Raw genomic sequence first — 24,759 nt, 5'->3', positions numbered from 1 at the left:
GGGCGGAGAGCAAGGGACGGGGGGCGGGGATGCTGCAGCGGACCACCATCGACACGGAGCAGGTTCCGGCAGCAGACCGCTTCGGGATGTGGCTGGACATGGTGGCCCGTACGGCGACCCCGCTGCGGATCCGGACGGAGCACGCGCACGACTTCGCCGCCCGGGCCGAGATCATCGAGCTCGGCCCGATCCAGGTGGTCAACTACCGGTACCCGTCGCTGGACTGCGTCCGGACGCCGAAGCTGGTGCGCCAGTCGGATCCGGAGGTCTACATGCTGGCGCTGACCGTCAACGGCGACGGCGTGGTCAGCCAGGCCGGCCGGAGCAGCATGCTGGGGCCCGAGGAGTTCACCTTCTACCACGCCTCGCGCCCGCACGGCGTCCGGCACCTCGGCGACGACCGAGGTCAGGAGGCGGCCCGGTCGGTGGTGGCGCTCATCCCGCACGGCGCGCTGCCGCTGCCGCCGGACCGGCTGGCGCCCCTGCTCGGCGGCCGGATGTCGGGCACCGAGGGGATCGGCGCGCTGCTGGCGCAGTTCCTCGTCCAGGTCGCCAACCATCCCGAGCAGTACCATGCCGCCGACGCCGCCCGGCTCGGCACCGTCGCGCTGGACCTCGCGTCCACCATGCTCGGTCGGCACCTGGTGGCCGAGGACGCCGTGCCCACCGAGGTACGCCGGCGCGCGCTGGTCACCCAGGTCCAGGGCTACATCCAACGGCACCTGGGCGACGCGACGCTGAGCCCCCAGGTGGTGGCGGACGCCCACCACATCTCGCTGCGCAGCCTGCACCGGCTCTTCGAGGCCGAGGAGTCGACGGTCGCGTCGTACATCCGGGACCTGCGACTGGCGCGGTGCCGACACGACCTGGCCGACCCGGGCCTGCGCAACCAGCCGATCCAGGCGATCGCGGCACGCTGGGGTTTTCCCGACAAGGCGCACTTCAGCCGGGTCTTCCGGGCGGCCCACGGCATGACGCCGCAATCCTGGCGCGCCAGTCAGCCGGAGCCGGCACGGAAAGTCAACTCGACGGCGTCCACGGTCAACCCGGTCGGGGCAGACTGACATCCGAGGCGGCCGATCCCCTCCCCGCCGAGGGCGACAGCGGGGTCGGGCGCCAACGGGGGCCGCGGCGAGGCGCCCGCCGCCCATGGAGGCGGCGGGCGGCCGCCCGGACTTGTCCTGGACCCCGGCCCCGTCGCCACTCTCCCCCAGGACCGACGGCGGGGCCGGTCAGGCCTCCTCCAGCAGCTCCAGGACGATCTGCTCGGCCTCCTCCCGGGGCGTCCGCCCGTCGACCGGGGCCACCACGCCGTCGTGGTAGAGGTCGACCACCCGCGGGTCGACGTACGACGTACGTGCCACGGTCGGGGTGTTGCCGAGCAGCTCCGCGACGTTCCGCATCACCCCCGCGACCGCCCTCCTCCGGGCGGTGACCGAACGCTGTGCCCCCGCCGTCGCCAGCGCGGTGGCGGCCAGCACGGTGGCGTGCCAGGTCCGGAAGTCCTTCGCGGTCATCTCCCCGCCGCTGGCGTCGCGCAGGTACTCGTTGACCTCGTCGCTGCGCACGTCGCGCCAGTCCCGGCCGTCCCAGTAGCCGAAGAGCCGGTCGGCCGTCCGCCGCCTGCGCCGCAGGTTGGTCAGCACCCGGCACAGCTCCGGGTCCTCGATCCGGCGCACCTGCTCGACGCCGCCCTTGGCGGGAAACTCGAACACCACGCAGCCGCCCCGGGACCGGGCGTGCTCCGGTCGCAGGGTCGACACCCCGAAGGTCGGGTCGTCGCCGGCCGCGTACTGGTCGCTGCCGACCCGGAACATGCCCATGTCCAGCAGCCGGGTGACCGTCGCCAGCACCCGGTCGCGGTTCAGCCCCCGGCCGGAGAGGTCCTGCCCGACCCGCTCGCGCAGCGCCGGCAGCCGGCGGGCCACCTCCAGCACGTGGTCGAACTTCGCCTCGTCCCGCTTCTGCCGCCACGTCGGGTGGTAGAGGTACTGCTTGCGTCCCGCCGCGTCCACGCCGGTGGCCTGGATGTGTCCGTTCGGGTGCGGGCAGATCCACACGTCCCGCCAGGCCGGCGGGATCACCAGCTCCCGCAGCCGGCCCAGCGCGTCCGGGTCGCGGACCGGCTCGCCGGCCGGGTCGAGGAAGAGCCACCCCTTGCCGCGCCGGCGACGCCCGAACCCGGGCCTGCCCGGATCACTACGCCGCAACCGCACCGGAAACCCGCACCGCCTGTTCCGCCTCGTCCACGGCGGCCACCACCTCGTCGACACCCACGGCCGCCAACGTCGGATGCGTTCCTACCCCGTCCCACCTCGGCCAATCCCGTGCGCCGGCCCACAGCACCCGGTGCCGGGGGCGGTCCGGCGGCGGCCCCCACCGTGCCGGCGGGACCGGGCCGAAGAGCACCACGGAGGCGGTGCCGTAGCCGGTGGCCAGGTGCGCCACGCCGGTGTCCCCGCAGACCACCAGCCGGGCGTACGCGACCAGGGCCGCCAGCCCGGCCAGGCCCGTCCGGCCGGCCAGCACCGCCGTGCCGGGCAGCCCCGCGTCGTACGCGACCCGCTCGGCGAGCGCCCGCTCGTCGGCGCTGCCGGTCAGCACCACCCGGTGCCCCCGACGGGTCAGCTCCCGGGCGAGCGCGGCGAACCGCTCCGCCGGCCAGCGCTTGGCCATGACCTTGGTGCCGGGGTGCAGCACGGTGGCCCCGGTCGGGGCGTCCCCCGCCGGCGGCCGGCGCAGCCCGAGGTCGGCCGGGTCCGCCGCCGTCCCGTACCAGCGCAACAGCCGGCACCAGCGGTGCACCTCGTGCTCGTCGTCGGCCCAGTCGGGGCCGTCGTGGTGGCCGGCGGCGGGGTTGGCGAAGGCGAGCAGCCGGCCGGGCCGGGTGTCGGCGAGCATGCGGTGGGACTCGGGGCCGCGGCCGTGCAGGTTGACGGCGAGGTGGGGCCTTCGCACGGTGGCGTCGAGGCGGCCCAGGCCGTCGGTGGGCACCAGCCGGTCGACACCGCCGACGAGGTCGACCAGCGGGGCCAGCCAGGCGGGCGCGGCGAGGGCGAGTTCCTGGTCGGGGTGGGCGGTGCGCAGGGCGCGCAGGGCGGGGACGGCGGTGGCGAGATCGCCGACCCCGAGGGCGCGCAGGGCGAGGATCACGGGTAGGAGGTTTCCTGTTCGGCGCAGACGATCATCTCGCGGACGGCGCAGCCGGGGGGCTGGGTGAGGGCGAACATGACGGCGGCGGCGGTGTCGGCGGGGTCGTTGAGGTTGGCGTCGGGGCCCGGCCGGTACTGGGGGTCGCGGTCGTCGAAGAAGGCGGTACGCATGCCGCCGGGGATGAGCAGGGTGACGTTGACGGTGCCGGCGAGTTCGGCGGCGAGGGCGCGGGTGAAGCCGACGACGCCGAACTTGGCGGCGCAGTAGGCGGTGGCGTCGCTGACCGCCTTCACCCCCAACGTCGAGGCGACCGTGACGATGCTGCCCCGGGAGCTCTCCAGGAACGGCAGGGCGGCCCGGACGACGGCCGCCGTGGCGAGCAGGTCCACGGTCACGACGCGCTCCCAGGTCTCGCCGGGGAGGTCCGCCAGCCGGCCCGGCACGTCCACCCCCGCCGCGGTGACCACCGCGTCCAGCCCGCCGGACCGCTCGGCGAGCTGCCGGGTGGCGGCCTCGGCGGCCCGGGTGTCCGCCAGGTCGCACTCCACCCACGGCACCCCGTCCGCCGGCGCGTGCCGGTCCAGCACCACGGGCCGGCCGCCGGCCCGGGCCACCGCCGCGACCACGGCGGCGCCCAGCCCACTCGACCCGCCGGTGACCAGCACCGTCTGCCCGACCCCGGGCGCCGCGCCGCTCACCGGGTGCCCTCCGCCGTACTCGGTCGCTGCGCCGACGCGCCCCCGGGCCCGGGGCCGGGCGGCGGACAGGCCGGCGGCACCGTGTCGGTGAGCGGCGGCGCGTCGGCCGGACCGGCGGCGGGGCCGGCCGACCGGGCCGCGGCGATCAGCCCGGTGGTGGAGCGGCCGTCCAGGTACGGCACCACCACGGTGTGCCCGCCCCAGCGGCGCAGCACGTCCGCCTCCGGCAGGGCGGGCTCGCCGCCGTCGCCGGCGTAGTCGCCGCCCTTGACCCAGACGTCCGGCCGCAGCCAGGACAGCGCCGCGTGCGGGGTGGACTCGTCGAAGATCATCACCGCGTCGACGCAGCTCAGCGCCGCGAGCAACCGGGCCCGGTCGCCCTGCGGGATCACCGGCCGGTCGGGGCCCTTCAGCCCGGTCACGCTCGCGTCGGAGTTGAGGCAGACGACCAGGCAGTCGCCGAGCTGCCGGGCGGCCTGCAACGTCGCCACGTGCCCGGCGTGCAGCAGGTCGAAGCAGCCGCCGGTGGCGACCACCGTGCCGCCGGCCGCGCGTACCGCCGACACCACGGCGGCGGCCGCGGCCACGCCGACCCGCTCCCCGCCGGGGCTGGACACCGCCGGCGGTACCGGACGCGCCGGTGGCAGCGCCGTCGCCACTCCCCCGCCCGCCACGTACGCCGACGCCTCCGCGACCGCGTCCTGCACCGCCTCGGAGACCAGCGCGCCCCGCGCGAGGGCGAGGCTGGCGGTGGCGGCGAACCGGTCGCCGGCGCCGCAGGTGTCCCCCTCGGCGGTGGTCGGTGCGGAGAGCACCAGCGGGGTCGAGCCGGCGTGGCAGAGCAGCGCGCCGTCCCCGCCCAGGGTCACCGCGACCGCGCCGGCCCGCCAGCGCCGCCGCAACGCCTGCGCGCCCCGGGACGCGGTCGCCAGCCGGGTCGCGCCGGGCGGGGACTTGACCAGTTCCCGCACCTCGGACTCGTTCGGGGTGGCCAGGTGCACCCCCGGCACCGCCGCCGGTCCCCGCGGGTGGGGGTCCCAGACCACCGGCGCCCGGGTCTCGGCGAGGGCCGCCCGCAGCGCGGGCTGCCGGGCCACCCCCCGGCCGTAGTCGCTGACCAGCACGGCGGAGGCGCGGGCGATCACCCGCAGCACCGCGTCGGAGGGCTCGCCCGGCGTGCCGGCGGCGCCGCCCCGGTCGTGGCGCAGCAGCACCCGGCCCCGGGCGCGCAGCCGGATCTTCTCCGGTGTGCCGCCGCGCAGGCCGAGGGCGTACACCTGCACCCCGGCGGCGTCGAGCAGCGAACTCAGCCGGGCCCCGCCGGCGTCGTCCGCCAACGCGGTCACCAACACCACCTCCGCGCCCCGCGCGGCGGCGAAGACCGCTGCCAGTCCGGCGCCGCCGGGCCGGTCGACGTGGGCCGTCTCGTCCAGCACCGGCACCGGCGAGTCCGGACAGAGCCGGTTCACCACCCCCTCGACGTCGCGGTCCAGCAGGGTGTCGCCGACCACCACCACGGGTCCCGTCACGCTTCCCCTCCTCATCACGCGTCGACCTGCTGACCTGCCCCACCGTCGAGCACCACCTCGACCCCGGTCCGCACGGGCGCCCCCGGCCCGGCGAGCGCCGTCGGCAGCGCCTGCTCCACGTACTCGCAGAGCAGGTGGCTGGCGACGAGGTGGAGTTCCTGGACGACCTGGCTGTCGGGTGAGGGGACGGCGAGGGTGTCGTGGCAGAGGTCGGCGAGGGGGTTGGGGGCGGGTCCGGTGAGGGCCCAGCAGCGCAGGCCGGTGTCGCGGCCGGCCTGGGCTGCGGCGAGGAGGTTGGTGCTGGTGCCGCTGGTGGACAGCAGCAGGAGGATGTCGTCCGCGCGGCCGTGGGCGCGCACCTGGCGGGCGAAGACCTCGTCGTAGCCGTAGTCGTTGCCGATGGCGGTGAGGGCGGAGGTCTCGGCGTGCAGGGCCAGGGCGGACAGCGGTCGGCGGTCGTCGCGGAGTTTGCCGACGAGTTCGGCGGTGAGGTGTTGGGCCTCGGCGGCACTGCCACCGTTGCCGGCCACCAGCAGCCGGCCGCCGTCGACCAGCCGACGCGCCAGGGTCTCCCCCCACCCGGCCAGCAGCTCCTCGTACTGCCGGAAGGGCAGCAGCGCCGCGGCCAGGTTCGCGAGGTGCGCGTCGAGCGGCGTCGGGGCCGCCGCCATCAGGCCACCACCCGGGTGGGCCGGCGCACCGCCGCCACGTCGCCGTAGACCTCGACCAGCCGCTCGGCGGTGGCCGCCCACGAGTACCGCCGCCGGGCCCGTTCCCGCGCCGCGGCCGCGTACGCGAAGCGGCGGATCCGGTCGTCGAGCAGCCGCTGGATCGCGGTGCCCAGCGCGCGCGGGTCCCGGGCCGGGACGAGGTCGCCGGTGACGCCCTCGACCACGGTGTCCTTGATGCCGCCCACGGCGGTGCCCACCACGGGCACCCCGCACGCCATCGCCTCCAGCGGGGTGAGCCCGAACGGCTCGTACCAGGGGGCGGCCACCAGGACGTCCGCCGAGCGGTACCAGCGCCCCATCTCCTCCCTCGGCACCGCGCCGACCAGCTTCACCCGGTCGGCCACCCCACAGGTGCCGGCGAGGGCGCGCAGCCGGCGGGCGTACGGGTCGGTCTCCAGCAGGCCGGCGGGCGGCCCGCCGACCACCACGCACTCGGCCCCGGGGACGTACGCCATCGCCCGGACCACCGTCTGGAAGCCCTTCCGCTCGACCAGCCGGCCGACGGTGAGGATCCGCGGCCGGCCGTCCTCCTTGTCGGCGGTCGGGCCGAGCGGGGCGAACGTGCCCAGGTTGACCCCGGACGGGACGACCGTCATCCGGGACCGGGGCACGCCCATCCGGACCAGCTCGCCCACCTCGTCCTGGCACTGCGCGATCACCCGGTCGACCGAGCGGCCCAGCTCCCGCTCGTAGCCGATGCGGCGGGCGGGGCTGGTGTCCTGCACGCCCTGGTGCCGCCGCTTCACCACACCCAGGGCGTGGTACGTCTGCACCACCGGCACCCCGGTCTGCCGGCTGGCGGCCAGCGCGGCGAGGCCGCTCATCCAGAAGTGCGCGTGGATCACCTCGGGCATCCAGTCCCCGCCCCGCCACCGGTCGACCAGCCACCGGCTGAACTCCTTCATGTGCGGCAGCAGCGCGTCCTTGGCGACCGGCTCGGCCGGCCCCGCCGGGACGTGCACGACGTCGTAGCCGTCGGCGCTGCGTACGGTCACGGGCAGGTCCACCGCGTCGCGGCGCGTGTAGACCCGCACGTCGTGTCCGGCGGCCGCGAGCGCGGCGGAGAGCTCGGCGACATGCGTGTTCTGACCGCCGGCGTCCTCGCCGCCCAGAATGGCGAGCGGGCTGGCGTGCTCCGAGATCATCGCGATGCGCATACTTCCTCCTCCAGCAGCCGGTCCCAGTCGGCGAGGAAACGGTCGAGGCCGTAGCGCTCCCTGGCGGCGGCGCGGGCCGCGGCCCCCGCCCGGCGCGCCTCCGCCGGCTCCTCGACGAACCGGCGGGCGGCGTCCAGCAGCGTGTCGACCCGGGTGGACAGGGCTCCGGCGCCGGGCGGCACCGCCGTCACCGCCTCGGTGGCGGCCAGCGCGACGACCGGCATCCCGATCGACATCGCCTCGATCAGGCTCAACCCGAGGGACGTCCACCGGCACAGGTGCAGGTACGCCCGCCGCCGCCCCAGCTCGGCGTGCATCCGGTGCTGGGGCACGTCGTCGTGGCTGGCCAGCCGGTCGGCCGGCAGGCCCAGGTGGTCGGCCAGCCCGGCGACCCTCATCCCGAAGACGTCCAGCGGGGCGATCTCGGCGAACCGGGGCAGCAGGTCCGTGCCGGTGACCCGCCAGCGGCGTACCGGCTCGTTGATCACCACCGCCAGCCGCTCCAGCTCGCCGGTGTACTCGGCGGTGGGCGGAACGATGCCGTGGTCGACCACGGTGGTGCGGGTGGCGCCGGTGTCCCAGAACAGCTCGTTGAACGCGGTGACGTGGGCGATGAGCAGGTCGTCCCGGTCGGCCATGGGGTGGCGGCTGTGGGGGACGTCGCCGTCCTTGGGGGTGTTGTGTTCGACGTAGACGGCGGGGATGTCCCGGCCGGGGCGACGGCCGAGCCACTCGGTGGCCAGGTCGAGTTCCTCGGGGCGTTGGAGGATGACGAGGTCCACGTCGGCGGTGCGCAGGTGGTCGGGGGTGACCTCGATGGCCGTGTCCGGCCAGGAGTAGGTGCGGGCGCGGCCGAGGCCGTAGGGGCCCCGGTCGGGGGTGACCGGCACGAGGTAGCGGTGCTTGCCGTGCACGAACGAGGTGGTCCAGGAGCCGTGCACGTGCCACAGCAGGACGTTCATCGGCCGCTCCCGCCGGTGCTGGCCGCCGCCGGCACGCGGTCTCCCGCGCCGCCCCCGTCGCGCGCCGGCAGGGCCGCCGGGGCCACCCCGAGCAGCCGCAGCGCGTCGAGCACCTGCCCGGCCCCGACGCCACTGAGGCAGGGATGCCCGGGCACGGGACACCGGGCGGCCCGGGTGTCCCGGCAGGGGGCCTCGGCGTCGCCGAGCCGTACGGTCGGCACCCGCCACGGCCCCCACTGTCCGAACGGGACGGTCGGGGCGAAGAGGCTGACCACCGGAACGCCGTGGGCGGCGGCGAGGTGGGCGGGGCCGGTGTTGCCCACCACCACCGCGCCGGCCCGGGCGACGGTGGCGGCCAGCTCGGCGAGCCCGGTCCGCCCACCGAGGTCGACGGCGTCGTCGCCGGCCACCTGGGCGGTCAGCTCCCGCTCGCCGGGGCCGCCGGTGACCACCACCCGGTAACCGGCGCTGGTCAGGGTGCGGACGATCCGGGCGGCCAGCTCCGGCGGGCAGCCCCGGGCCTGTGCCGCCGAGCCTGGGTGCAGCACCACGTAGCCCGGCTCGCCGGCCCCGGGCGGGGGCTCCGGCGCCGGGCGCAGGCGCAGGGCCGGTTCGTCGTGGTGGGCGAGGGTGTAGCCGGCGGCGGCGGCGAGGGAGAGGGCACGCTCGGGTTCGGGTACGCCGGCCGGGACGCGGTGACGCACGTCGAGCAGGGCGCCGGGGTAGTCGTCGCTGATCGCGCTGATCCGGCCGACCCCGGCCAGCCGGAGCAGCAGGGCCAGCGGCAGGGCGGACTGGTGGAAGCTGGTGAAGATGACCGCCTCGTCGGCGCCGACGGCGGCCAGCCGATCCGTCAACGTCGCCATGTCGGCCGGGTCGACCGGATCCGGGGTGGGGTCGATCCAGGGCAGCGGGTGTTCGACGATCTCGTCGACGCCGGGCAGCAGTTCCGCGGCGGCCCGCCCCCGGGGCCCGCACAGCATCACCACCCGGCCGGCGGTGGCGGCCACGGCGCGGATGCCGGGGCCGGTGACCAGCACGTCCCCCGCCGAGTCCGACCGCACCACCAGCACCGTCCCGCCCCGCTCCCGCCGGTCGCCCGGCGGAACGGTGCCGGTCCCGGTCCACCCTCGGGTGCCGGCCCGGCCCCGGATGGCCGGGTCGAGAGCCGGCTGGCCGTAGGTGGCCGGGTCGAGGGCCGTCTGGCGGCGCAGGATCTCCGCCACCGCCGCCGGCAGGTCCGCCGCGACCTGCGGGGCGGCGGCCACCTCCTGGGGGCGGGTCACCGGCGTGGGCACGAGGATCCCCGCCGCCCCCGCCGCCAACGCCGCCGTCATGTCCCGGCCGATGTCACCCACCAGCACACACCGGGACGGCACCGTGCCCAACTCCCGGGCCGCGGCGTGCACCAGCCCCGGCGCCGGCTTGCGGCACCCACACCCGTCGCCGTCGTCGTGCGGGCACACCAACCACGCGTCGAACCGCCCCAGCAGTTCCTCGACCCGGGCGTGCACCGCCCGCATCTGCGCCTCGCCGAAACAGCCCCGCGCCAGGCCCGACTGGTTCGTCACCACCGCCAGCTTCAGGCCGGCGGCCCGCAACCGGTCCAACGCCGCCCGTGTCCCCGGCATCGGCCGCACCTTCTCCGGGTCACCGTTGTACGGCACGTCCTCCACCAACGTGCCGTCCCGGTCCAGCAGCACCGCGTCGAACAGGACGGGCCCGGACGCGGCCCGGTCAGCGCCGGCACAAACCCGGGCTGACCTGCGCTGATCCGGCTCCACCTGGTCCTGTCGCACAGCCGGCGGGTTCCCGGCGCCCCGAGGAGTAAACGTCATCTTCAACGCGCCGCCGCGTCGCCCACGCCGGCGGCGTCGACACGCCGGCCCGGGGTGGCGTTACCCATCGCCCCGGAGAAGCTAACCCACGGGCGCTGTTAGGCCGGGCCGCGTCAGGGTATGGGGGCGCAGTGGCGATTGTGGAGAAAGTGATCGAAGCCCGCCCGGAGCAGGTCTGGGCGGTGCTGACCGACGGGTGGACCTACAGCGACTGGGTCGTCGGCACGGTGCACGTCCGGGACGTGGACGACGCCTGGCCCCGGGTGGGCGCCCAGCTGCACCACAAGGCCGGGCCGTGGCCGCTCTCCCTCCAGGACTCCTCCACGGTGCTCGCCTGCGAGCCGCCGCGCCGGCTCGTGATCCGCGCCGGGCTCTGGCCGGCGGGTGAGGCGATCGTGGCCTTCACCCTCGAACCGGTCGGCGACGGCGCGACCCGGGTACGCATCGGCGAGGACTTCGCCGCCGGCCCGCTGCGCTGGGTACGCAACAAGATCAACGATCTCGTGCTGCACCAGCGCAACAGGGAGACGCTGACCCGGCTGACGGACATCGCCAAGCGGCAGAAGGCGGACGGATGACGCAGACCGTGGTGGTGACCGGGGCGAGTGCCGGCGTGGGACGCGCCGTCGCCCGCCGGTACGCCGAGCGCGGCGCCCGGCTCGCGCTGCTCGCCCGGGGCGAGGCCGGCCTGGCCGCCGCCGAGCGGGACTGCCGGGAACTGGGCGCCTCCGAGGTGCACACCTACCGGGTCGACGTGGCCGACGCCGGCGCGGTGCAGCGGGCCGCCGACGACGTGGCGCACCGGTTCGGCGGGATCGACGTGTGGGTGAACAACGCGATGGTCTCGGTCTTCGCCCCGGCCTGGGAGATCCCGGCCCCGGAGTTCCGCCGGGTCACCGAGGTCAACTACCTCGGCACCGTGCACGGCACCCTCGCGGCGCTGCGCCACATGCGGGCGCGCGGACGGGGCGCGGTCGTGCAGGTCGGCTCGGCGCTGGCCTACCGAGGGATCCCATTGCAGTCGGCGTACTGCGCGAGCAAGCACGCCATCCAGGGCTTCAACGACTCGCTGCGGGCGGAGCTGCTGCACGACTGCCCGGGCGTGAGGCTGTCGATGGTGCAGCTCCCGGCGGTCAACACTCCGCAGTTCTCCTGGGTACGCACGCGGCTGCCCCGGCATCCGCAGCCGGTGCCCCCGATCTTCGCGCCCGAGGTGGCCGCGAAGGCGATCGTCTGGGCGGCCGACCACGGGCCGCGCGAGCTGAACGTGGGCGGGCCGACCTGGCGGGCCCGGCTCGGCGACATCCTGGCGCCCGGCCTGCTGGACCGGAAGCTCGCCCGTGACGGCTACGACAGCCAGCAGACCGGGGCACCCGTCGACCCGGCCACCTGGCGGGACAACCTGGACCGCCCCGGCGACGACGAGCGGGACCGCGGCGCGGAGGGCGTCTTCACGGACCGCGCGCGCACCCGCTCGGCCGCCCTCTGGGTCGGTACACACAAGCCAGCCGTCTCCGTCGCCCTCGCCGGCCTGGCCCTGGCCGTCACCGCCGTCACCCGCCGCCTCCGCTGATCCACGGACCACCGCTCAGGTCCGTCCTCGCTCCACCAGGGGGCGGATGACCGGCGGAACGGGGTGCCTTTTCGACCCGGATGTGGCAACTGGCTACGCTCTCAGGGAGCCCTGTCCGCCGACCGAGGATGTCCGACATGATCGAACCCGTGCAGCTGCCCGCGCCCTGGCGGGACGCACGCCTGACCGTCGTGGTTCCCACCTACAACGAGGCGGGCAACCTCCCGGTGCTGGTCGAGCGGCTCCTGGCCCTGCCGCTGCCGGGCCTGAAGATCCTCGTCGCCGACGACAACTCCCCCGACGGCACGGGCGAGGTGGCGGACAAGCTGGCCATCGAGCACCCCGACCGGATCGAGGTCGTGCACCGCGCCGGCAAGGAGGGCCTCGGCCGGGCGTACGTGGACGGGATCGGGCGCGCGCTGGACGGCGGCGCGGAGTACGTGGCGCAGATGGACGCCGACCTGTCGCACCCGCCGGAGGCGCTGCCGGGCATGCTCGGCGCGCTGCTCTCCACCCAGGCGGGCGTGGTCATCGGCTCCCGGTACGTGCCCGGCGGCGAGCTCGACGAGAACTGGCCGCTCTACCGGCGGGCGCTCAGCGGCTGGGCCAACCTCTACGTGCACACCCTGCTGCGGGTCCGGATCCGCGACCTCACCGCCGGCTTCAAGATCTGGCGGGCGGACGCGCTGCGCGACATCGGCCTGGAGCGCGTGCAGTCCAACGGCTACAGCTTCCAGGTGGAGATGCACTACCTGGCCACCAAGCTGGGGCACACCATCCTGGAGGTGCCGATCCGCTTCGAGGAGCGGCGCGACGGTGCGTCCAAGATGACCACCGCCACCAAGATCGAGAGCGCGCTGATGCCGTTCAAGCTGCGCACCAAGCACCGCAACGTCGAACGCTGAGGCACCGGGAACGGCGGACGCCGGGCGCGGAACCGCTCCCGCGCCGACGGCGTGGGACGCGGGGCGACCGGCACCGCCTCGGCGCAGCTCGGCGCGGCTCGGCGCGGCTCGGCGCGGCTCGGCGCGGCGCGGCTCGACGCGGCGCGGCTCGACGCGGCGCGGCTCGACGCGGCGCAGCTCGACGCGTCAGCCGATCCGCCCCGCCGAACGCCGTCCACTCGCCCATCGCCGTCACGGATTGTCACGTCACGCACCGTGACAATCGATCCCGAGTCGCCGGACTGCCGGTTTGGCGCTTTGCTCTGCACCCACCCACGCACCACGCGCTTGACCTGCCCTGATCCGATAGTGGTCCGGGGAGCGCCGGTCGCATGTCGTTACCCACGGTTGCCGGTGCGTATCCGGGTGCAGAGCAAAGGCGCATCGGAGGTGGTCCGGCAGGCACACGGGGGCGTCACTCTCGGTAAGCCCGAGCGCACGAACCGCCGTGCCACCGCCGGGGCCCCGTTGCCGCTGACGGACAGCAGAGCCGCCAGCCAGCAGAGCCGCCAGCCAGCAGAGCCGCCAGCCAGCAGCGAGCAGCAGCGAGCAGCAGCGAGCAGCAGCCAGCAGCCAGCCGGCATCTTCGACGAGCTGGTGACGGCGGCGTGGGTCAGCCGCCGGTCCCGCCGGCTGGCCCGTTGGGGATCCAGGAAAGCCGCGGGGGATCCACAGGGCGGCTGGGATCTACCGGTACAGCCGGAATCCCGGGTACAGCCGGGAACCCCCGGGTGCGGCCGGAATCCCGGGGTGCGGTCGGAATCCCGGGTGCGGTCGGAATCCCGGGAACAGCCGGTATCCCGGGTGCGGTCAGGAATCCCGGGTGCGGCCGGCGGCGCCGGACGCGCGTTAATGGTGCGGTCGGGTCAGCGGTAGATTGCGCGGTGCGCCGCGTCGATCGTGGCGGCGTACACCGGACCGGTGAGGGCGCGGTCGCGGGCCAGGGCGGCGCGGGCGGCGTTCGCGCCGGGGGCGCCGTGCACCCCGCCGCCCGGATGCGCCGACGCACTCGCCAGGAACAACCGGTCCACCGGGGTGTCCGCGCGGCCGAGGCCGGGGATCGGGCGCAGGAAGAGCTGCTGGTACGCGGCGGCGGTGCCGCCGCCGACCGCCCCGCCGACCAGGTTCGGGTCGCCTGCCTCCAGGTCGGCCGGCCCGGCCACGTGCCGTCCCACGATCAGGCTGCGGAAACCGGGCGCGGCCTCCTCCAGCACCCGCTCCATCCGGTCGACGTGGTCGGTTACCTCCTCGGCCCGCCAGTGCCGGCGGAACGGCAGGTGGGTGTACGACCAGAGCGACTCGGTGCCCGGCGGCGAGTGGCTGGGGTCGGCCACCGACATCTGCCCGACCAGCAGGAACGGGTCGCGCGGGACCTCCGAGCGGGCCAGTGTGGCCGCGTAGCCGGTCAGCCCGTTCAGGTCCGCCCCGAGGTGCACGGTGCCGGCGGTGGCCACCGCGCGGTTGGTCCACGGCACGGGCGCGGACAGTGCCCAGTCCACCTTCAGCGTCGAGCCGTCCCACCGGAAGTGCGCCAGGTCCTCCACCAGCCGGGGCGGCAGCGCCGCCGCACCGACCAGGTCCAAATAGAGCGCGGGGGCGGGGACGTCGGCCAGCACGGCCCGGCGGGCCCGCCACAGGGCGCCACCGACGGTGCGCACGCCCATCGCCCGGCCCCGGGCGGTCAGCACCCGGTCGACCCGGGCGCCGTAGAGAATCCGGCCGCCGCGCTCGGTCAGCCGGGCCACCAGCGCATCGGTGATCTTCTGCGCGCCGCCTTCGGGCACCGGCCAGCCGACCTGCTGGCCGAGCATGGCGAGCAGCCAGCCGTACACGCCCGAGCCGGCCTCCTCGGGCGACAGATCGGTGTGCAGGGCACAACCGGCCAGCAGCGCAGAGCCCCCTTCCCCGTCGAAGAGCTCGTCACCGAGCTTGCGGACCGGCACCACCAGCCGCCGGGCCAGCCGCAGCGCGCCGGCGACCCGCAGCCGGCGCAGCAGGGTCAGGCCGCCGCGCACCGGCGGGAACGGCCTGGTGATGGTGTCCAGCATCGGCTCCGCGACCTGCCGCCAGTCGTCGTACGCGTGCAGCCAGCGCTTGCCGTCGCCGGGCGCGAACGCCTCGAGCGAGGCCGCGGTGGCCTCCGGGTCGCGGTTGAGCACGGCCGCCCGACCGTCGGGCAGCAGGTGCGCCAGCACGTCCGGCGAGTGCCGCCAGCGCAGGCCGTACCGGTCGAGCCCCAGGCCGCGCAGCACCGGCGAGGCGTAGCCGAGGGGATAGAAGGAGCTGTAGAGGTCGCTGAGGTAGCCGGGGGCGGTCACCTCCGCGGAGCGCACCGCCCCGCCGGGCGCGGCGGTGGCCTCCAGCACCAGGACGTCCCAGCCGGCGTCCGCCAGCAGGTTGGCGGCGACCAGCCCGTTGTGACCGGCTCCGACGACGACGGCGTCCGCGCTATCCGCGCCGGGCGAGCTCATCCGGTCCGCCTACCCTGCCAGCAACCGGACGAAACGCGTTTGCCTCGTCGGGGCACGGGGATCCACCGCCGCATGTACACGGTTGCGCAGCTCATAGGTGGAGTGTGGGGCGCGGGCGGCGAGGGGGGCGAGCTGGTCGTACGCGATCCGGCCGACGGCTCCCCGGTCAGCTCGGCCCCGGTGGCGACGGCGGACGAGGTCGGCAAGGCGGTGGAGGCGGCGCGCGGCGTCGCGGCAGAGTGGGCGGTGACCGCCCCCGCCGAGCGCGTGGCGGCCCTGCACCGGGCGGCGGACGCGGTGGCGGCGGTCGCCGACCAGCTGGCCCGCGCGACGACGGCCGAGATGGGCAAGCCCCTCGCGGACGCGCGGGGCGGCGTGGAGGCGGGCATCGGCACGCTGCGACAGTACGCGGAGCTCGCCCCGGTGCGCGGCGGGCGGACTCTGCACGGCGGCACGCACGCCCTCGACTTCATGGTGCCGCAGCCGCGCGGGGTGGTCGCCGCGATCACCCCGTGGAACGACCCGGTGGCGGTCTCGTGCGGGCTGCTCGGCGCCGCCCTGGTCACCGGCAACGTGGTGCTCTACAAGCCGAGCGAGCGCACCCCGGCGACCGGCTGGCTGCTGGCGAAGGCGCTGGACTCCGCGCTGCCGCCCGGGGTGCTGTCGCTGCTGACCGGCGGCCCGGAGGTCGGGGCGGCGCTGGCCGCGCAGGAGGTCGACGTGGTCGCGCACGTCGGCTCCACCACCACCGGGCGCGCCGTCGCGGCGGCGGCGGCGCGGACCGGCGCCAAGGTGGTGTTGGAGAACGGCGGCAGTGACCCGCTGGTCGTGGACGGCGACGTCGACCCGGTGTGGGCGGCCGGGCAGGCGGCGACGGGTGCGTTCGCCAACGCGGGGCAGCTCTGCGTGGCGGTGGAACGGATCTACGCGCACCGGGACGTCGCCGAGGACCTCACGGGGTCCCTCGTGGAGCGGGCGGAGCGGCTGCGGGTCGGCCCGGGCGCGGACCCGGCGACCGAGCTGGGGCCGCTGGTGGACCGGCGGCACCGCGACCACGTGCACGGGCAGGTGACCGCGGCGGTGGCGGAGGGGGCCCGGATCCGCACCGGCGGGACGCTGCCCGACGGCCCGGGGGCGTTCTACCCGGCGACGGTGGTCACCGACTGCCGGCACGACATGACGCTGGTGCGCGAGGAGACGTTCGGGCCGGTCGCCGCGATCGTCGTGGTCGACTCGTTCTCCGAGGCGCTGCGGTGCGCCGCTGACTCCCCGTACGGGCTGTCCGCCACGGTGCTGACCGGGTCGATGAGCCACGCCCAGCGCGCCTGGCGGGAGTTGCCGGTGGGCACCGTGAAGATCAACGCGGTTTTCGGCGGGGCGCCGGGCGGTGCCGCGCATCCGCGCCGGGGCAGCGGCCACGGCTTCGGGTACGGCCCGGAACTGCTGGACGAGTTCACCGCCACCAAGGCGGTGCACATCGAGGCGCCCGGCGGCGGCCACTGGTGAGCACGCGAACGCAGGGGCTGCCCGCGGTCGGGCAGCCCCTGCGTCGTACGCGATGGTGGCCTCAGCGGCCGCGGGCCTTCGCGGTCTGCCGGTTGTTCGCCTTCTCGATGGCCTTGACCAGTTCGGGCTTGGTCATGCTCGACCGGCCGGGGACGTCCAGCTTGCGGGCCACCTTCATCAGGTGGTCCTTGGTGGCGTTGGCGTCCACCCCGCCGGCGGTGGGCGCCCGGCGCTCCGGTCCGCCGCCGGCCGCCTGGCGGTCGCTCGGGCCCTTGCGGCCCTTGGGTTCCCAGTGGTCGCCCACCTTCTCGAACTCGTGCTTCACCGCGGCGAAGGCGGTGCGGTGCGCCCGCTCCCCCTCGCCGTACGTCTCCACGGCCGAGTCGTGCGTCTTCTCCCAGGTGCGCTGCGCCTTCTCCGGGGAGCGTCGCAGCGTGCTGGGCAGTACCTCGCGCCCGGGCATCTCGTCCTCCTCCGCGTCGATGGGTTCTGGTTTGACCGTTCCCCCACCGCCGGTCGGCAAACCGGGCGGTCGGGTTTGTCGCTTTCCGGCCGGGGGTACCGGCGGGCCAGGCCAAGCCGGAGGCGCCCGGGCGTCCGGCGGCCGGGGCACAGGGAGCGGGCCATGACGACGACGGAGCCCGGCACGGCGCGCACTGCGGAGCAGCGGCTGCGGATACCCCGCAGGGTGCGGCAGTTGAGCTGGCGGACCTGGCGCGGGGTGCTGGTGCGCAGCGCGCGGAACTTCGTCAGGGACAACTGCGCGGACTGGGCCGCCGCGCTGACCTACTACGGGGTGCTCGCGCTGTTCCCGTCCACCATCGTGGTGGTCGCCCTGGTCGGGCTGGTGTCCGACGGCGAGCAGACCGTGGACACGGTGCTCGACCTGGCCCGGGACATGGGCGCCGGCTCGGTGGTGGCCAACGAGGGTTTCGTCTCGGTGGTTCGGGGCGTGGTCGACCAGAACGACTCGGCCAGCGTGCTGCTGAGCTTCGGCCTGCTCGGCGCGCTCTGGTCGGCGTCCGGCTTCATCGGGGCGTTCACCCGGGCCTCCAACGCCGTCTACGGCGTGGCGGAGGGGCGGCCGGTCTGGAAGCTGCGGCCCATGCAGATCGGGCTCGCGGCGGTCTCGCTGGTGCTGCTCGCCGTCGTCGCCACCGGCCTGATCGTCAGCGGCCCGGTCACCGACGCCGTGGGTGACCTGCTGAACGCCGGCGGGCTGGCCCGCACCGCCTGGAGCGTCGCCAAGTGGCCGGTGCTGGCCATGGTCATGATGGTGCTGCTGAGCCTGCTGTTCTGGATCGCGCCGAACGTCCGGCAGCCGCGGTTCCGCTGGCTCACCCCGGGCGGGGCGGTCGCCCTGGTGTCCTGGGTCGTCGCCTCCTTCGGCTTCGGCCTCTACGTGGCCAACTTCGGCTCGTACGACGCCACCTACGGCAGCCTCGGCGCCGTGATCGCGTTCCTGGTCTGGCTCTACCTGTCCAACTCGGCGCTGATGCTCGGCGTGCAGATCAACGCCGAGTTGCAGCGGGGCCGCGTGCTCCAGGCCGGCGAGCCGGACCCGGACGAGCCGGTCCTGCCCCCGAAGACGCCCACCGACGCGTGACCGCTGCCGGTTTACCGCCGGTGCCACCGGGTAGCGCAGAAGGCATGGAACGTGGCAGCAGCAAGCACGGACCGAGGGTCGACGAGCAGATGAGCCGGGAGGTCAGCGGCCTCGTGCAGGGGCCGGGGACCGGCGGCTCGCGGGTCGACGAGTCCCGTGTGCCGGAGCCGGCCGGTGAGGACCAGCCGGAGCCGACGACGGCCCCGGCCGGCGAGTTGCGTACGGGCGCGCCCAAGGGGATGAGTTCCCAGGACGTCGAACGGCGCAGCCGGCTCGGACGGTTCATCACGATGGCCGCCCTGCCGGGCGACCGGGAGGCGCTGATCGCCAACGCGCGGGACAACGACGCGCCGGCGGACATCCTCGCGGAGCTGGAGCGGCTGCCCGAAGGCACCCGTTACCAGACGGTCTCCGAGGTGTGGGCGGCACTCGGCCACAAGAACGAGACGACCCGCTGGTGACCGGATCCCCGCACGATCCGGCCCAACACCGGCGGACGAAGGAGGATGCCTGATGAGTGGCGTTACCGAACACGTGGACGTCTCCGTCCCGGTGCGCACCGCGTACGACCAGTGGACCCAGTTCGAGGAGTTCCCCCACTTCATGGAGGGGGTGCAGGAGGTCCGGCAACTGTCGGACACGATGACCCACTGGACCGTCGAGATCGCCGGGGTGAAACGCGAGTTCGACGCCGAGATCACCGAGCAGCTCCCGGACGAACGGGTCGCCTGGCGCTCGACCGGCGGCACGAAGCAGGCCGGAGTGGTGACCTTCCACCGGCTGGACCCGGACACCACCCGGGTCACCCTGCAGCTCGAGTTCGAGCCGCACGGCGTGGTCGAGCAGGCCGGCGACAAGCTGGGCATCGTCGACCGGCGCGCCAAGGGCGACCTCGATCGGTTCAAGCAGTTCATCGAGCGGCGCGGTCAGGAGACCGGCGCCTGGCGCGGCAGGGTCGACCGGCCGCAGCCCTGATCCCCCGCCCCCGGGCAGACGAACTCCGATGGCCGCCGGCTCCCCCGGCGGCCATCGCCGTTTGCGGGGAGCGGGCCCGGGTACCGCGATGGGTATGACGGACGAGAACACGGTGTGGCGGGACGAGGAACGGATTCCCCTGCAGGAACTGGACAAGGCCGTCGCGCGGTCGACCCTGGACGGCCAGACCGACGACGCGACGGGCAACGACGCCGGCGAGGAGGCCGCGTTCGGGCACGGGCCGGAGGCCGTGGACCGCGGCGGGCAGGCCGCCGGGGCTGGCCGTGAGCCGACCGACCCGGAGCGCGCCTACCGCCCCTCCACGACCGGACGGACCGGCCCCGACACGATGTGAGCCACGGCCGGCGCGGCGGTCACCCCGGCCACCCGCGTCGGTCCCGCTCAGCGGGCCGCCGGCACCGGCCGGTCGGCGCCCCCGGCCCGGTGGCGGTCGTGCTGCCGCCGGGTGCCCGCCGCGTGCAGCGCGATCAGCGTCAGCGCGAGCACGACCAGCGCCGGCCCGAGCAGCTCGACCGAGGTGTTGCCGAGCAGCACCCCGATCCCCGCCGGGACGAGCGCCCCGCCCAGCCCGGCGGCGCCGATCTGGAGCCCGATGGTCCGGTCCGCGTGCGCGGCGCCCACCCGGTCGACGGTGGTGAGGGTGAGCAGCGGGAAGACCGGGGCGGCGGCGAACCCGACGACGAACAGCCCGGCCACGGCCAGCCAGGCCGGGGCCGGCACCGCGATCAGGGCCGCGCCGACGGCCATCCCGACCAGGCTGCCCCGCAGCACCACCCCCGCGCCCAGCCGCTCGGCCACCACGCCCTGCACCACCCGCCCGACGAACAGGCTCCCCCAGTAGCCCGAGACGCAGACGCCGGCCACCGTCGCGCCGAGGCCGCGGCCCTCGGTGAGCAGCAGGAACGCCCAGAGCCCCGCGGCCACTTCGATCGCCACGTAGACGGCGAAGGCCAGCGCGCCGATCCAGACCGCCGGCAGCCGCAGCGTCTCGCGTACCGGCGTGACGGTCGGCGGGGCGACGGGCGCCGCGCCGGCCGGGGGGCCGGCGGACTCGCGGGCCGGGGCCCGGTCCCGCCAGGCCCGGACGGTCAGCGCGAACGCGGCGGCCAGGACGAGCTGGGCCGTCGCCACGAGGCCGTACCCCCAGCGCCAGGCCAGCCCCGCGCTGAGCGCCCCGGTCATGATCAGCGGTCCGAGCGCCACCCCGAGGCCGAAGAAGGCGTGCATCCAGTTCATGTGGCGCGGACCGAAGGCGCCGGCGGCGTACGCGTTGAGCCCGGAGTCGATCGCGCCGGAGCCCAGACCGAGCACCAGGGCGCAGCCCACCATCAGGGCGAGGCCGGGCGTCAGCGCGTAGCCGGTGAGCGCGAGGCTGGCCAGCAGGGTGCTGCCGGCGAGCAGCCAGCCGACCCCGAGCCGGGCCAGCGTGAAGCCCGCCAGCACGCTGGAGGTGAGGTAGCCGGCGGTCCCGGCGGTGAGCACCAGGCCGACGGCCTCGGTGGGCACGCCGAAGTCGGCCCGGATCGAGGGCCAGCCCACCCCGATCAGCCCGTCGGGCAGGCCGAGGCTGACGAAGGCGAGGTAGGCCAGCAGGAGCAGCGAGGCGCGGGGCGGGACAGTGGACACGGACGACCATCCTGCCTCGTGTCACCGGCGCCGCGACCGGGCCTCCCCCGCAGGGACAAAAAGTGCGGTCCGGACGGGTGGAGAAACGGACAGCTCATCCAGAATCGGCCGTTCGGCTGACGGCAACCCCGGGGTCGCGCGCAAGACTTTCGGGATGCAACAGGGCTCCGGCTTCCTCTCCACGCGTCAGCGCCGCCTGGCTTGGCTCGGCTTTCTCCTCGCCGCGCTCCAGGCTCCCGTCTCCGCCAAGCTGGTCTCGGACGACTCCTGGTTGTTCAGCCTCTGCGTGGCGCTGATGGTGGCGACCGTGATCATCGCCGACGACGCGGCCCGGCGCCGCCCGGCCGACGCGCGCTCGACGGACTAGCGCCGCGGCGCGACGGCAGGGCACGTCGGACCCCTCACGAGCCTTCTCCCGCACCGCTCCGCGCGGGATCAGCCCGGCTTGACCGCGATCGCGCCGTCGACGGTACGCAGGATCAGGCGCAGCGTCTCGTGCCGGGAGGCGCCGGTCTCGGCGACGTAGGCCCAACCGGCGTACAGCTGGGACCAGATCAGGCTCTGCACCCAGCCCGCCGGCAACTCCGGGTCGATGGTCCCGTCGTGGTGGCCGCGCTGGACCATCGCGGCGAACTCCGGATCGCAGCCGGCCGGCCCCTCGGTGGCCGGGGCGGCGAGGCCCGGCTCGGTGAAGATCAGCGAGAGCAGGCTGCCGAGGTCGAAGTACTCCTGGCAGAGCCGGCGCACGGCCGACGCCCCGCTGCCCTCGGCCATCCGCGCCTGGGCGGTCGCGCGGGCCAGCCGGGCAGCGGCCTCGGTGCCGACGGCGGCGAGCAGGTCGGCACGCTCGGCGAAGTAGCGGTGCAGCGTCGTACGCCCCACGTCGGCGGCGGCGGCGATGTCGCCGAGGGAGGCGGCGGGGTTGCGCCCCAGCACCTCGATCGCCGCGCCGACGATGGCCTGGCGGGTCCGGGCCCGACTGCCGGACACCTGCGTATCGGTCACGCGGCGAGGATAGCAATACGTCGTTTCGGAATAGCGCTTGACTGGATTGGAACACCACTGTTCCATTCAGGGCATGACTTCCTCCGCGCTTGCGCTGCCCCGGTTACGTACGCTCGCGTCGTTCCTCGCCCCGCACAGGCGGACGATGGCCCTCGGGCTCGTGTTGGGGCTCGCCGCGAACGCGGCCGGGCTCGCGACGCCGATGGTCACCAAGTGGGTCCTGGACACACTGGGCACCGGCGGGTCGATGGCCCGCCCGATCTGCGTGCTGCTGGCGCTCGTCGTCGTCGGCGCGGCCATCTCGCTGTGGCAGTGGCGGCTGCTCGGGACGCTGGCCGAGCACATCGTGCTCGACGCCCGGGCCACGATCGTCCGGCACTACTTCCGGGCCCGGGTCGGCGACCTGCAACGCCGGCCCACGGGCGAACTGGTCACCCGGGCCACCTCCGACACGCAACTGCTGCGCGAGGCGTCCGGCAGCATCGTCGGCCTGGTCAACGCCGGCATCGCCCTGCTCGGCACGCTGGTGCTGATGGGCGTGCTCGACCTGTTCCTGCTGGGCTGCACCATCGTGGCCGTGCTGGTCGTCGCGGCGGTCATGGGCACGCTCATGCCCCGCATCGCGACGGCGCAGGCCGCAGCGCAGGAGTCGATGGGCACGCTCGGCGGCGCGCTGGAGGGGGCGCTGCGCGCGATCCGGACGGTCAAGGCCAGCCGGGCCGAGGCCCGGTTGACCGAGCGGATCGTCGCCGACGCACGGCAGGCGGCGGCGCACAGCGTACGGGCGGCGCGGGTGACCGCGTCGGTCTGGACCGTCGCCTGGACGGGGATCCAGCTCGCGGTGATCGCGATCCTGGGCATCGGCGCCTGGCGGGCCCAGCGTGACCTGCTGGAGATCTCCAGCCTGATCGCGTTCCTGCTGTACACGTTCCAGCTCATGGGGCCGATCACCGAGCTGACCCAGAACACCACGGCGTTGCAGGCCGGGATCGCTGCGGCGGGGCGGATCCGCGAGGTCGAGACCATCCCGGTCGAGCCGGCGGGCCCCGTGTCCGCCCCGACGGAGCGCCCGGGAATGCCCGACGCGGAGCAGCCGGTGCTGGTGTTCCGTGGGGTCACCGCCCGGTACGGGCCGGACGCGCCCGTTGCGCTGCACGACATCGACCTGGCCATCCCCCGGCGCGGGCACACCGCGATCGTGGGGCCGTCGGGGGCCGGCAAGACCACGCTGTTCTCGCTGATCCTGCGCTTCCTGGAGCCGGAGCGGGGGCAACTGCTCCTCGACGGCCGCCCGTACGCGGCCCACGGACACGACGAGGTGCGGGCCCGGCTCGCGTACGTCGAGCAGGAGACCCCCGTGGTGCCCGGCACCATCCGCGACAACCTGCGCTTCACCCACCCGGACGCCACGGACGAGGAGATCCGGGCGGTTCTTCGCGCCGTCCGGCTCGACGACAAGGTCGACTCGCTGCCGGACGGACTGGACACGTCGCTGTCGTCGACGGAGGTGTCCGGCGGGCAGCGCCAGCGCATCGCCCTGGCGCGGGCCATGCTGCGCACCCCCGACGTGCTGCTGCTCGACGAGGCGACCGCGCAGGTCGACGGGCTGACCGAGGCGGCGTTGCAGGAGTGCGTCCGACAGCGCGCGGCGGCCGGGGCCGTGGTGACCATCGCGCACCGGCTCTCCACCGTGCTCGACGCCGACCGGATCGTGGTGATGGAGCACGGCCGGATCCGGGCCCAGGGCACCCACTCCGAGCTGCTGGCCGGCGACGACCTCTACCGCCGGTTGGTCGCGGCGCTGCGCATCGCGGCCGAGGAGCACGCGGTGGCGGCACGCTAGCGCTCTGCCGGAGCGCGCCTCGCGGCCGGGGCGGCCCCCTGGGCGCCCGCGCAGGGCCGCTTTCGGCGCGCCTCGTGACCGGAGGAAGGCCGCTAGCCCGCTCCGCCGGGGCGCGCCTCGTGGCCGGGGCGGCCCCGGCTCCGCCGCCGCTCCTTCATCTCCGCCTCGTAGAGGTGCCGGCGACCGCCGACCAGTTCCTCGCGGGCCGCCCGGTCCAGGTCGCGGAAGAGGGCGTAGTACCCGTCGTCGAAGTCCTCGACGATCTGGAACGTCCAGCGGCCGGCGATCACGTTGCGGCCCAGCAGCTCGGTGTCGATGCGTTCGGCGATGTGCGGGTGCCCGGCGGCGCGGAACATCTCCACGGCGTCGTCGAGCATCAGGTCGGCGTGCCCGACGAGCTGGTGCAGCGAGTAGAGGTGGCCGCGGACCCGCTCGACGCACTCCAGCGCTTCGCTGAGCTTGCCGAGCGCGGCCACCGTCTCGTCGCTGACCCCGGCCGGCCGGCGGTGCCGTTCGTCCGGTCCGTCCACGTGTTGTCCCATCCGTCCTCCACGGTGTCGGCTGCGCCCGTCCGGGCGGTTCTCCTCCTGCCCCGCCCGCGCCGGGTCAATCCCGGCGGGCCGGGTTGACCGATCGGTGGAGGACCAAAAACCCGCCGAGTGGCCGAGGTCGACCGGGGAATCGGCCGGATAGCCTCGTTTCCCATGCGTGTGCCGTTCAACCGGGTCGAGGCCCGTTCCGCCGCCGGGTCGGCGCGAGCCACCCTGGCCCTCCTGTCCACCTCGGTCGGCGTCGAGGGGCTGGCCGCCGCCGCGGCGCGGCCGGGACTGCTCGCCCTGGTCGACCAGCACGCCGCGGCGGTGCGGGAGAGCCTGGACGGCGACCGGCGGTCGCTGAGCGCCGCCGCGCTCGCGGGCTACGCGGAGGGCGTACGCGCGGCCGCGCTGGAACACGGCTGGGAGCCGGCGGCGGCGCCGGTGGACTGGTCCGAGCCGGACTGGCTGCTCACCCGGCTGCTCGCGGTCTGCGCGTTGGCCCGCTCGCTGGGCACCCCGGCGCCGGGTCCGCTCCCCCGCGTCTGAGCGGGCCGACCGCGTCCACCGGCACGCCGGAGGGGCGCC

General features: G+C 75.4%; 25 protein-coding genes. 12 read left to right on the top strand and 13 right to left on the bottom strand.

The window, feature by feature from the left end:
* Positions 1-29: 29 nt before the first annotated feature.
* The gene (locus AB0G14_RS15480) at positions 30-1,064 is read left to right on the top strand and encodes a helix-turn-helix domain-containing protein (RefSeq protein WP_357697698.1); all 1,035 of its coding nucleotides are present in this window, start codon (positions 30-32) and stop codon (positions 1,062-1,064) included.
* 168 nt (positions 1,065-1,232) lie between these two features.
* Here the strand turns inward: AB0G14_RS15480 and AB0G14_RS15475 are convergent, their stop codons facing one another.
* The 8 genes from AB0G14_RS15475 to AB0G14_RS15440 are packed head-to-tail and all read right to left on the bottom strand — an operon-like array spanning position 1,233 to position 10,029.
* Positions 1,233-2,216 carry a DNA topoisomerase IB gene (locus tag AB0G14_RS15475; protein ID WP_357697696.1) on the bottom strand — a complete coding sequence of 328 codons (984 nt, stop codon included), beginning with the start codon at positions 2,214-2,216 and terminating at the stop codon, positions 1,233-1,235.
* On the bottom strand, positions 2,200-3,153 hold the full coding sequence (locus AB0G14_RS15470) for a glycosyltransferase family 9 protein (protein WP_357697694.1): 954 nt from the start codon (positions 3,151-3,153) through the stop codon (positions 2,200-2,202). Before AB0G14_RS15470 ends, AB0G14_RS15475 begins: the two co-directional genes overlap by 17 nt.
* Entirely contained in the window at positions 3,150-3,851 is a 702-nt protein-coding gene (locus tag AB0G14_RS15465; protein ID WP_357697692.1) for an SDR family oxidoreductase, read from the bottom strand. Before AB0G14_RS15465 ends, AB0G14_RS15470 begins: the two co-directional genes overlap by 4 nt.
* Positions 3,848-5,395, bottom strand: a complete 1,548-nt coding sequence (locus tag AB0G14_RS15460) for a PfkB family carbohydrate kinase (RefSeq protein WP_357697690.1) — start codon at positions 5,393-5,395, stop codon at positions 3,848-3,850. Before AB0G14_RS15460 ends, AB0G14_RS15465 begins: the two co-directional genes overlap by 4 nt.
* A complete protein-coding gene (locus AB0G14_RS15455; protein WP_357697688.1) occupies positions 5,395-6,051 on the bottom strand; it encodes an SIS domain-containing protein in 657 nt (218 codons plus the stop codon). The genes AB0G14_RS15460 and AB0G14_RS15455 overlap by 1 nt, the downstream gene beginning before the upstream one ends.
* A complete protein-coding gene (locus AB0G14_RS15450) occupies positions 6,051-7,268 on the bottom strand; it encodes a glycosyltransferase (RefSeq protein ID WP_350706308.1) in 1,218 nt (405 codons plus the stop codon). The genes AB0G14_RS15455 and AB0G14_RS15450 overlap by 1 nt, the downstream gene beginning before the upstream one ends.
* Complete coding sequence (locus AB0G14_RS15445) at positions 7,253-8,230, bottom strand: glycosyltransferase (protein ID WP_357697686.1); 978 nt, start codon at positions 8,228-8,230, stop codon at positions 7,253-7,255. Before AB0G14_RS15445 ends, AB0G14_RS15450 begins: the two co-directional genes overlap by 16 nt.
* The gene (locus AB0G14_RS15440; RefSeq protein ID WP_357697684.1) at positions 8,227-10,029 is read right to left on the bottom strand and encodes an HAD-IIIA family hydrolase; all 1,803 of its coding nucleotides are present in this window, start codon (positions 10,027-10,029) and stop codon (positions 8,227-8,229) included. Before AB0G14_RS15440 ends, AB0G14_RS15445 begins: the two co-directional genes overlap by 4 nt.
* A 188-nt stretch (positions 10,030-10,217) precedes the next feature.
* On the opposite strand from AB0G14_RS15440, the gene AB0G14_RS15435 reads away from it, so the two are divergent.
* The 3 genes from AB0G14_RS15435 (at position 10,218) to AB0G14_RS15425 (ending at position 12,546) form a co-directional block, all read left to right on the top strand.
* On the top strand, positions 10,218-10,646 hold the full coding sequence (locus tag AB0G14_RS15435; RefSeq protein ID WP_357697682.1) for an SRPBCC family protein: 429 nt from the start codon (positions 10,218-10,220) through the stop codon (positions 10,644-10,646).
* Entirely contained in the window at positions 10,643-11,641 is a 999-nt protein-coding gene (locus AB0G14_RS15430) for an SDR family oxidoreductase (protein WP_357697680.1), read from the top strand. Before AB0G14_RS15435 ends, AB0G14_RS15430 begins: the two co-directional genes overlap by 4 nt.
* 137 nt (positions 11,642-11,778) lie before the next feature.
* On the top strand, positions 11,779-12,546 hold the full coding sequence (locus AB0G14_RS15425) for a polyprenol monophosphomannose synthase (RefSeq protein ID WP_357697678.1): 768 nt from the start codon (positions 11,779-11,781) through the stop codon (positions 12,544-12,546).
* Between the two features lie 905 nt (positions 12,547-13,451).
* Here AB0G14_RS15425 and AB0G14_RS15420 read toward each other — a convergent pair.
* On the bottom strand, positions 13,452-15,056 hold the full coding sequence (locus tag AB0G14_RS15420) for an NAD(P)/FAD-dependent oxidoreductase (RefSeq protein ID WP_357697676.1): 1,605 nt from the start codon (positions 15,054-15,056) through the stop codon (positions 13,452-13,454).
* Between the two features lie 72 nt (positions 15,057-15,128).
* Between AB0G14_RS15420 and AB0G14_RS15415 the strand changes: the two genes are divergently transcribed.
* Complete coding sequence (locus AB0G14_RS15415; protein ID WP_357697674.1) at positions 15,129-16,562, top strand: aldehyde dehydrogenase family protein; 1,434 nt, start codon at positions 15,129-15,131, stop codon at positions 16,560-16,562.
* 61 nt (positions 16,563-16,623) lie between these two features.
* On the opposite strand, the gene AB0G14_RS15410 is transcribed toward AB0G14_RS15415, so the two are convergent.
* Positions 16,624-17,025, bottom strand: coding sequence for a ChaB family protein (locus AB0G14_RS15410; RefSeq protein ID WP_357086555.1), 402 nt, complete (start codon positions 17,023-17,025; stop codon positions 16,624-16,626).
* A 162-nt stretch (positions 17,026-17,187) separates the two neighbouring features.
* Between AB0G14_RS15410 and AB0G14_RS15405 the strand changes: the two genes are divergently transcribed.
* The 4 genes from AB0G14_RS15405 to AB0G14_RS15390 all read left to right on the top strand — a co-directional run bounded on the left by AB0G14_RS15405 (position 17,188) and on the right by AB0G14_RS15390 (position 19,498).
* Positions 17,188-18,168 carry a YihY/virulence factor BrkB family protein gene (locus AB0G14_RS15405; RefSeq protein WP_357697672.1) on the top strand — a complete coding sequence of 327 codons (981 nt, stop codon included), beginning with the start codon at positions 17,188-17,190 and terminating at the stop codon, positions 18,166-18,168.
* Positions 18,169-18,212: 44 nt separating this feature from the next.
* Entirely contained in the window at positions 18,213-18,629 is a 417-nt protein-coding gene (locus AB0G14_RS15400) for a DUF2795 domain-containing protein (RefSeq protein ID WP_357452113.1), read from the top strand.
* A 52-nt stretch (positions 18,630-18,681) separates the two neighbouring features.
* A complete protein-coding gene (locus AB0G14_RS15395) occupies positions 18,682-19,143 on the top strand; it encodes an SRPBCC family protein (protein WP_350706327.1) in 462 nt (153 codons plus the stop codon).
* Positions 19,144-19,237: 94 nt separating this feature from the next.
* The gene (locus AB0G14_RS15390) at positions 19,238-19,498 is read left to right on the top strand and encodes a hypothetical protein (RefSeq protein ID WP_357697669.1); all 261 of its coding nucleotides are present in this window, start codon (positions 19,238-19,240) and stop codon (positions 19,496-19,498) included.
* Between the two features lie 47 nt (positions 19,499-19,545).
* On the opposite strand, the gene AB0G14_RS15385 is transcribed toward AB0G14_RS15390, so the two are convergent.
* Positions 19,546-20,790 (bottom strand): MFS transporter, encoded by a 1,245-nt coding sequence (locus tag AB0G14_RS15385; RefSeq protein WP_357697667.1) that lies wholly within the window; start codon positions 20,788-20,790, stop codon positions 19,546-19,548.
* 154 nt (positions 20,791-20,944) lie between these two features.
* Here AB0G14_RS15385 and AB0G14_RS15380 point away from each other — a divergent pair, with 154 nt between their 5' ends.
* Positions 20,945-21,157 carry a hypothetical protein gene (locus tag AB0G14_RS15380; protein ID WP_350682944.1) on the top strand — a complete coding sequence of 71 codons (213 nt, stop codon included), beginning with the start codon at positions 20,945-20,947 and terminating at the stop codon, positions 21,155-21,157.
* 68 nt (positions 21,158-21,225) lie between these two features.
* On the opposite strand, the gene AB0G14_RS15375 is transcribed toward AB0G14_RS15380, so the two are convergent.
* The gene (locus AB0G14_RS15375) at positions 21,226-21,795 is read right to left on the bottom strand and encodes a TetR/AcrR family transcriptional regulator (protein ID WP_357697665.1); all 570 of its coding nucleotides are present in this window, start codon (positions 21,793-21,795) and stop codon (positions 21,226-21,228) included.
* Between the two features lie 73 nt (positions 21,796-21,868).
* Between AB0G14_RS15375 and AB0G14_RS15370 the strand changes: the two genes are divergently transcribed.
* Complete coding sequence (locus tag AB0G14_RS15370) at positions 21,869-23,638, top strand: ABC transporter ATP-binding protein (RefSeq protein WP_357697663.1); 1,770 nt, start codon at positions 21,869-21,871, stop codon at positions 23,636-23,638.
* A 92-nt stretch (positions 23,639-23,730) separates the two neighbouring features.
* On the opposite strand, the gene AB0G14_RS15365 is transcribed toward AB0G14_RS15370, so the two are convergent.
* On the bottom strand, positions 23,731-24,180 hold the full coding sequence (locus AB0G14_RS15365; RefSeq protein WP_357697661.1) for a hypothetical protein: 450 nt from the start codon (positions 24,178-24,180) through the stop codon (positions 23,731-23,733).
* 162 nt (positions 24,181-24,342) lie between these two features.
* Here AB0G14_RS15365 and AB0G14_RS15360 point away from each other — a divergent pair, with 162 nt between their 5' ends.
* On the top strand, positions 24,343-24,720 hold the full coding sequence (locus AB0G14_RS15360) for a DUF6401 family natural product biosynthesis protein (RefSeq protein ID WP_357697659.1): 378 nt from the start codon (positions 24,343-24,345) through the stop codon (positions 24,718-24,720).
* Positions 24,721-24,759: the final 39 nt, after the last annotated feature.

Source organism: Micromonospora sp. NPDC023814 (genome assembly GCF_040639595.1).
Lineage (GTDB): Bacteria > Actinomycetota > Actinomycetes > Mycobacteriales > Micromonosporaceae > Micromonospora.
Note: the sequence above shows the minus strand (reverse complement) of the source record. Positions and strands in the feature narration are given on the sequence as shown.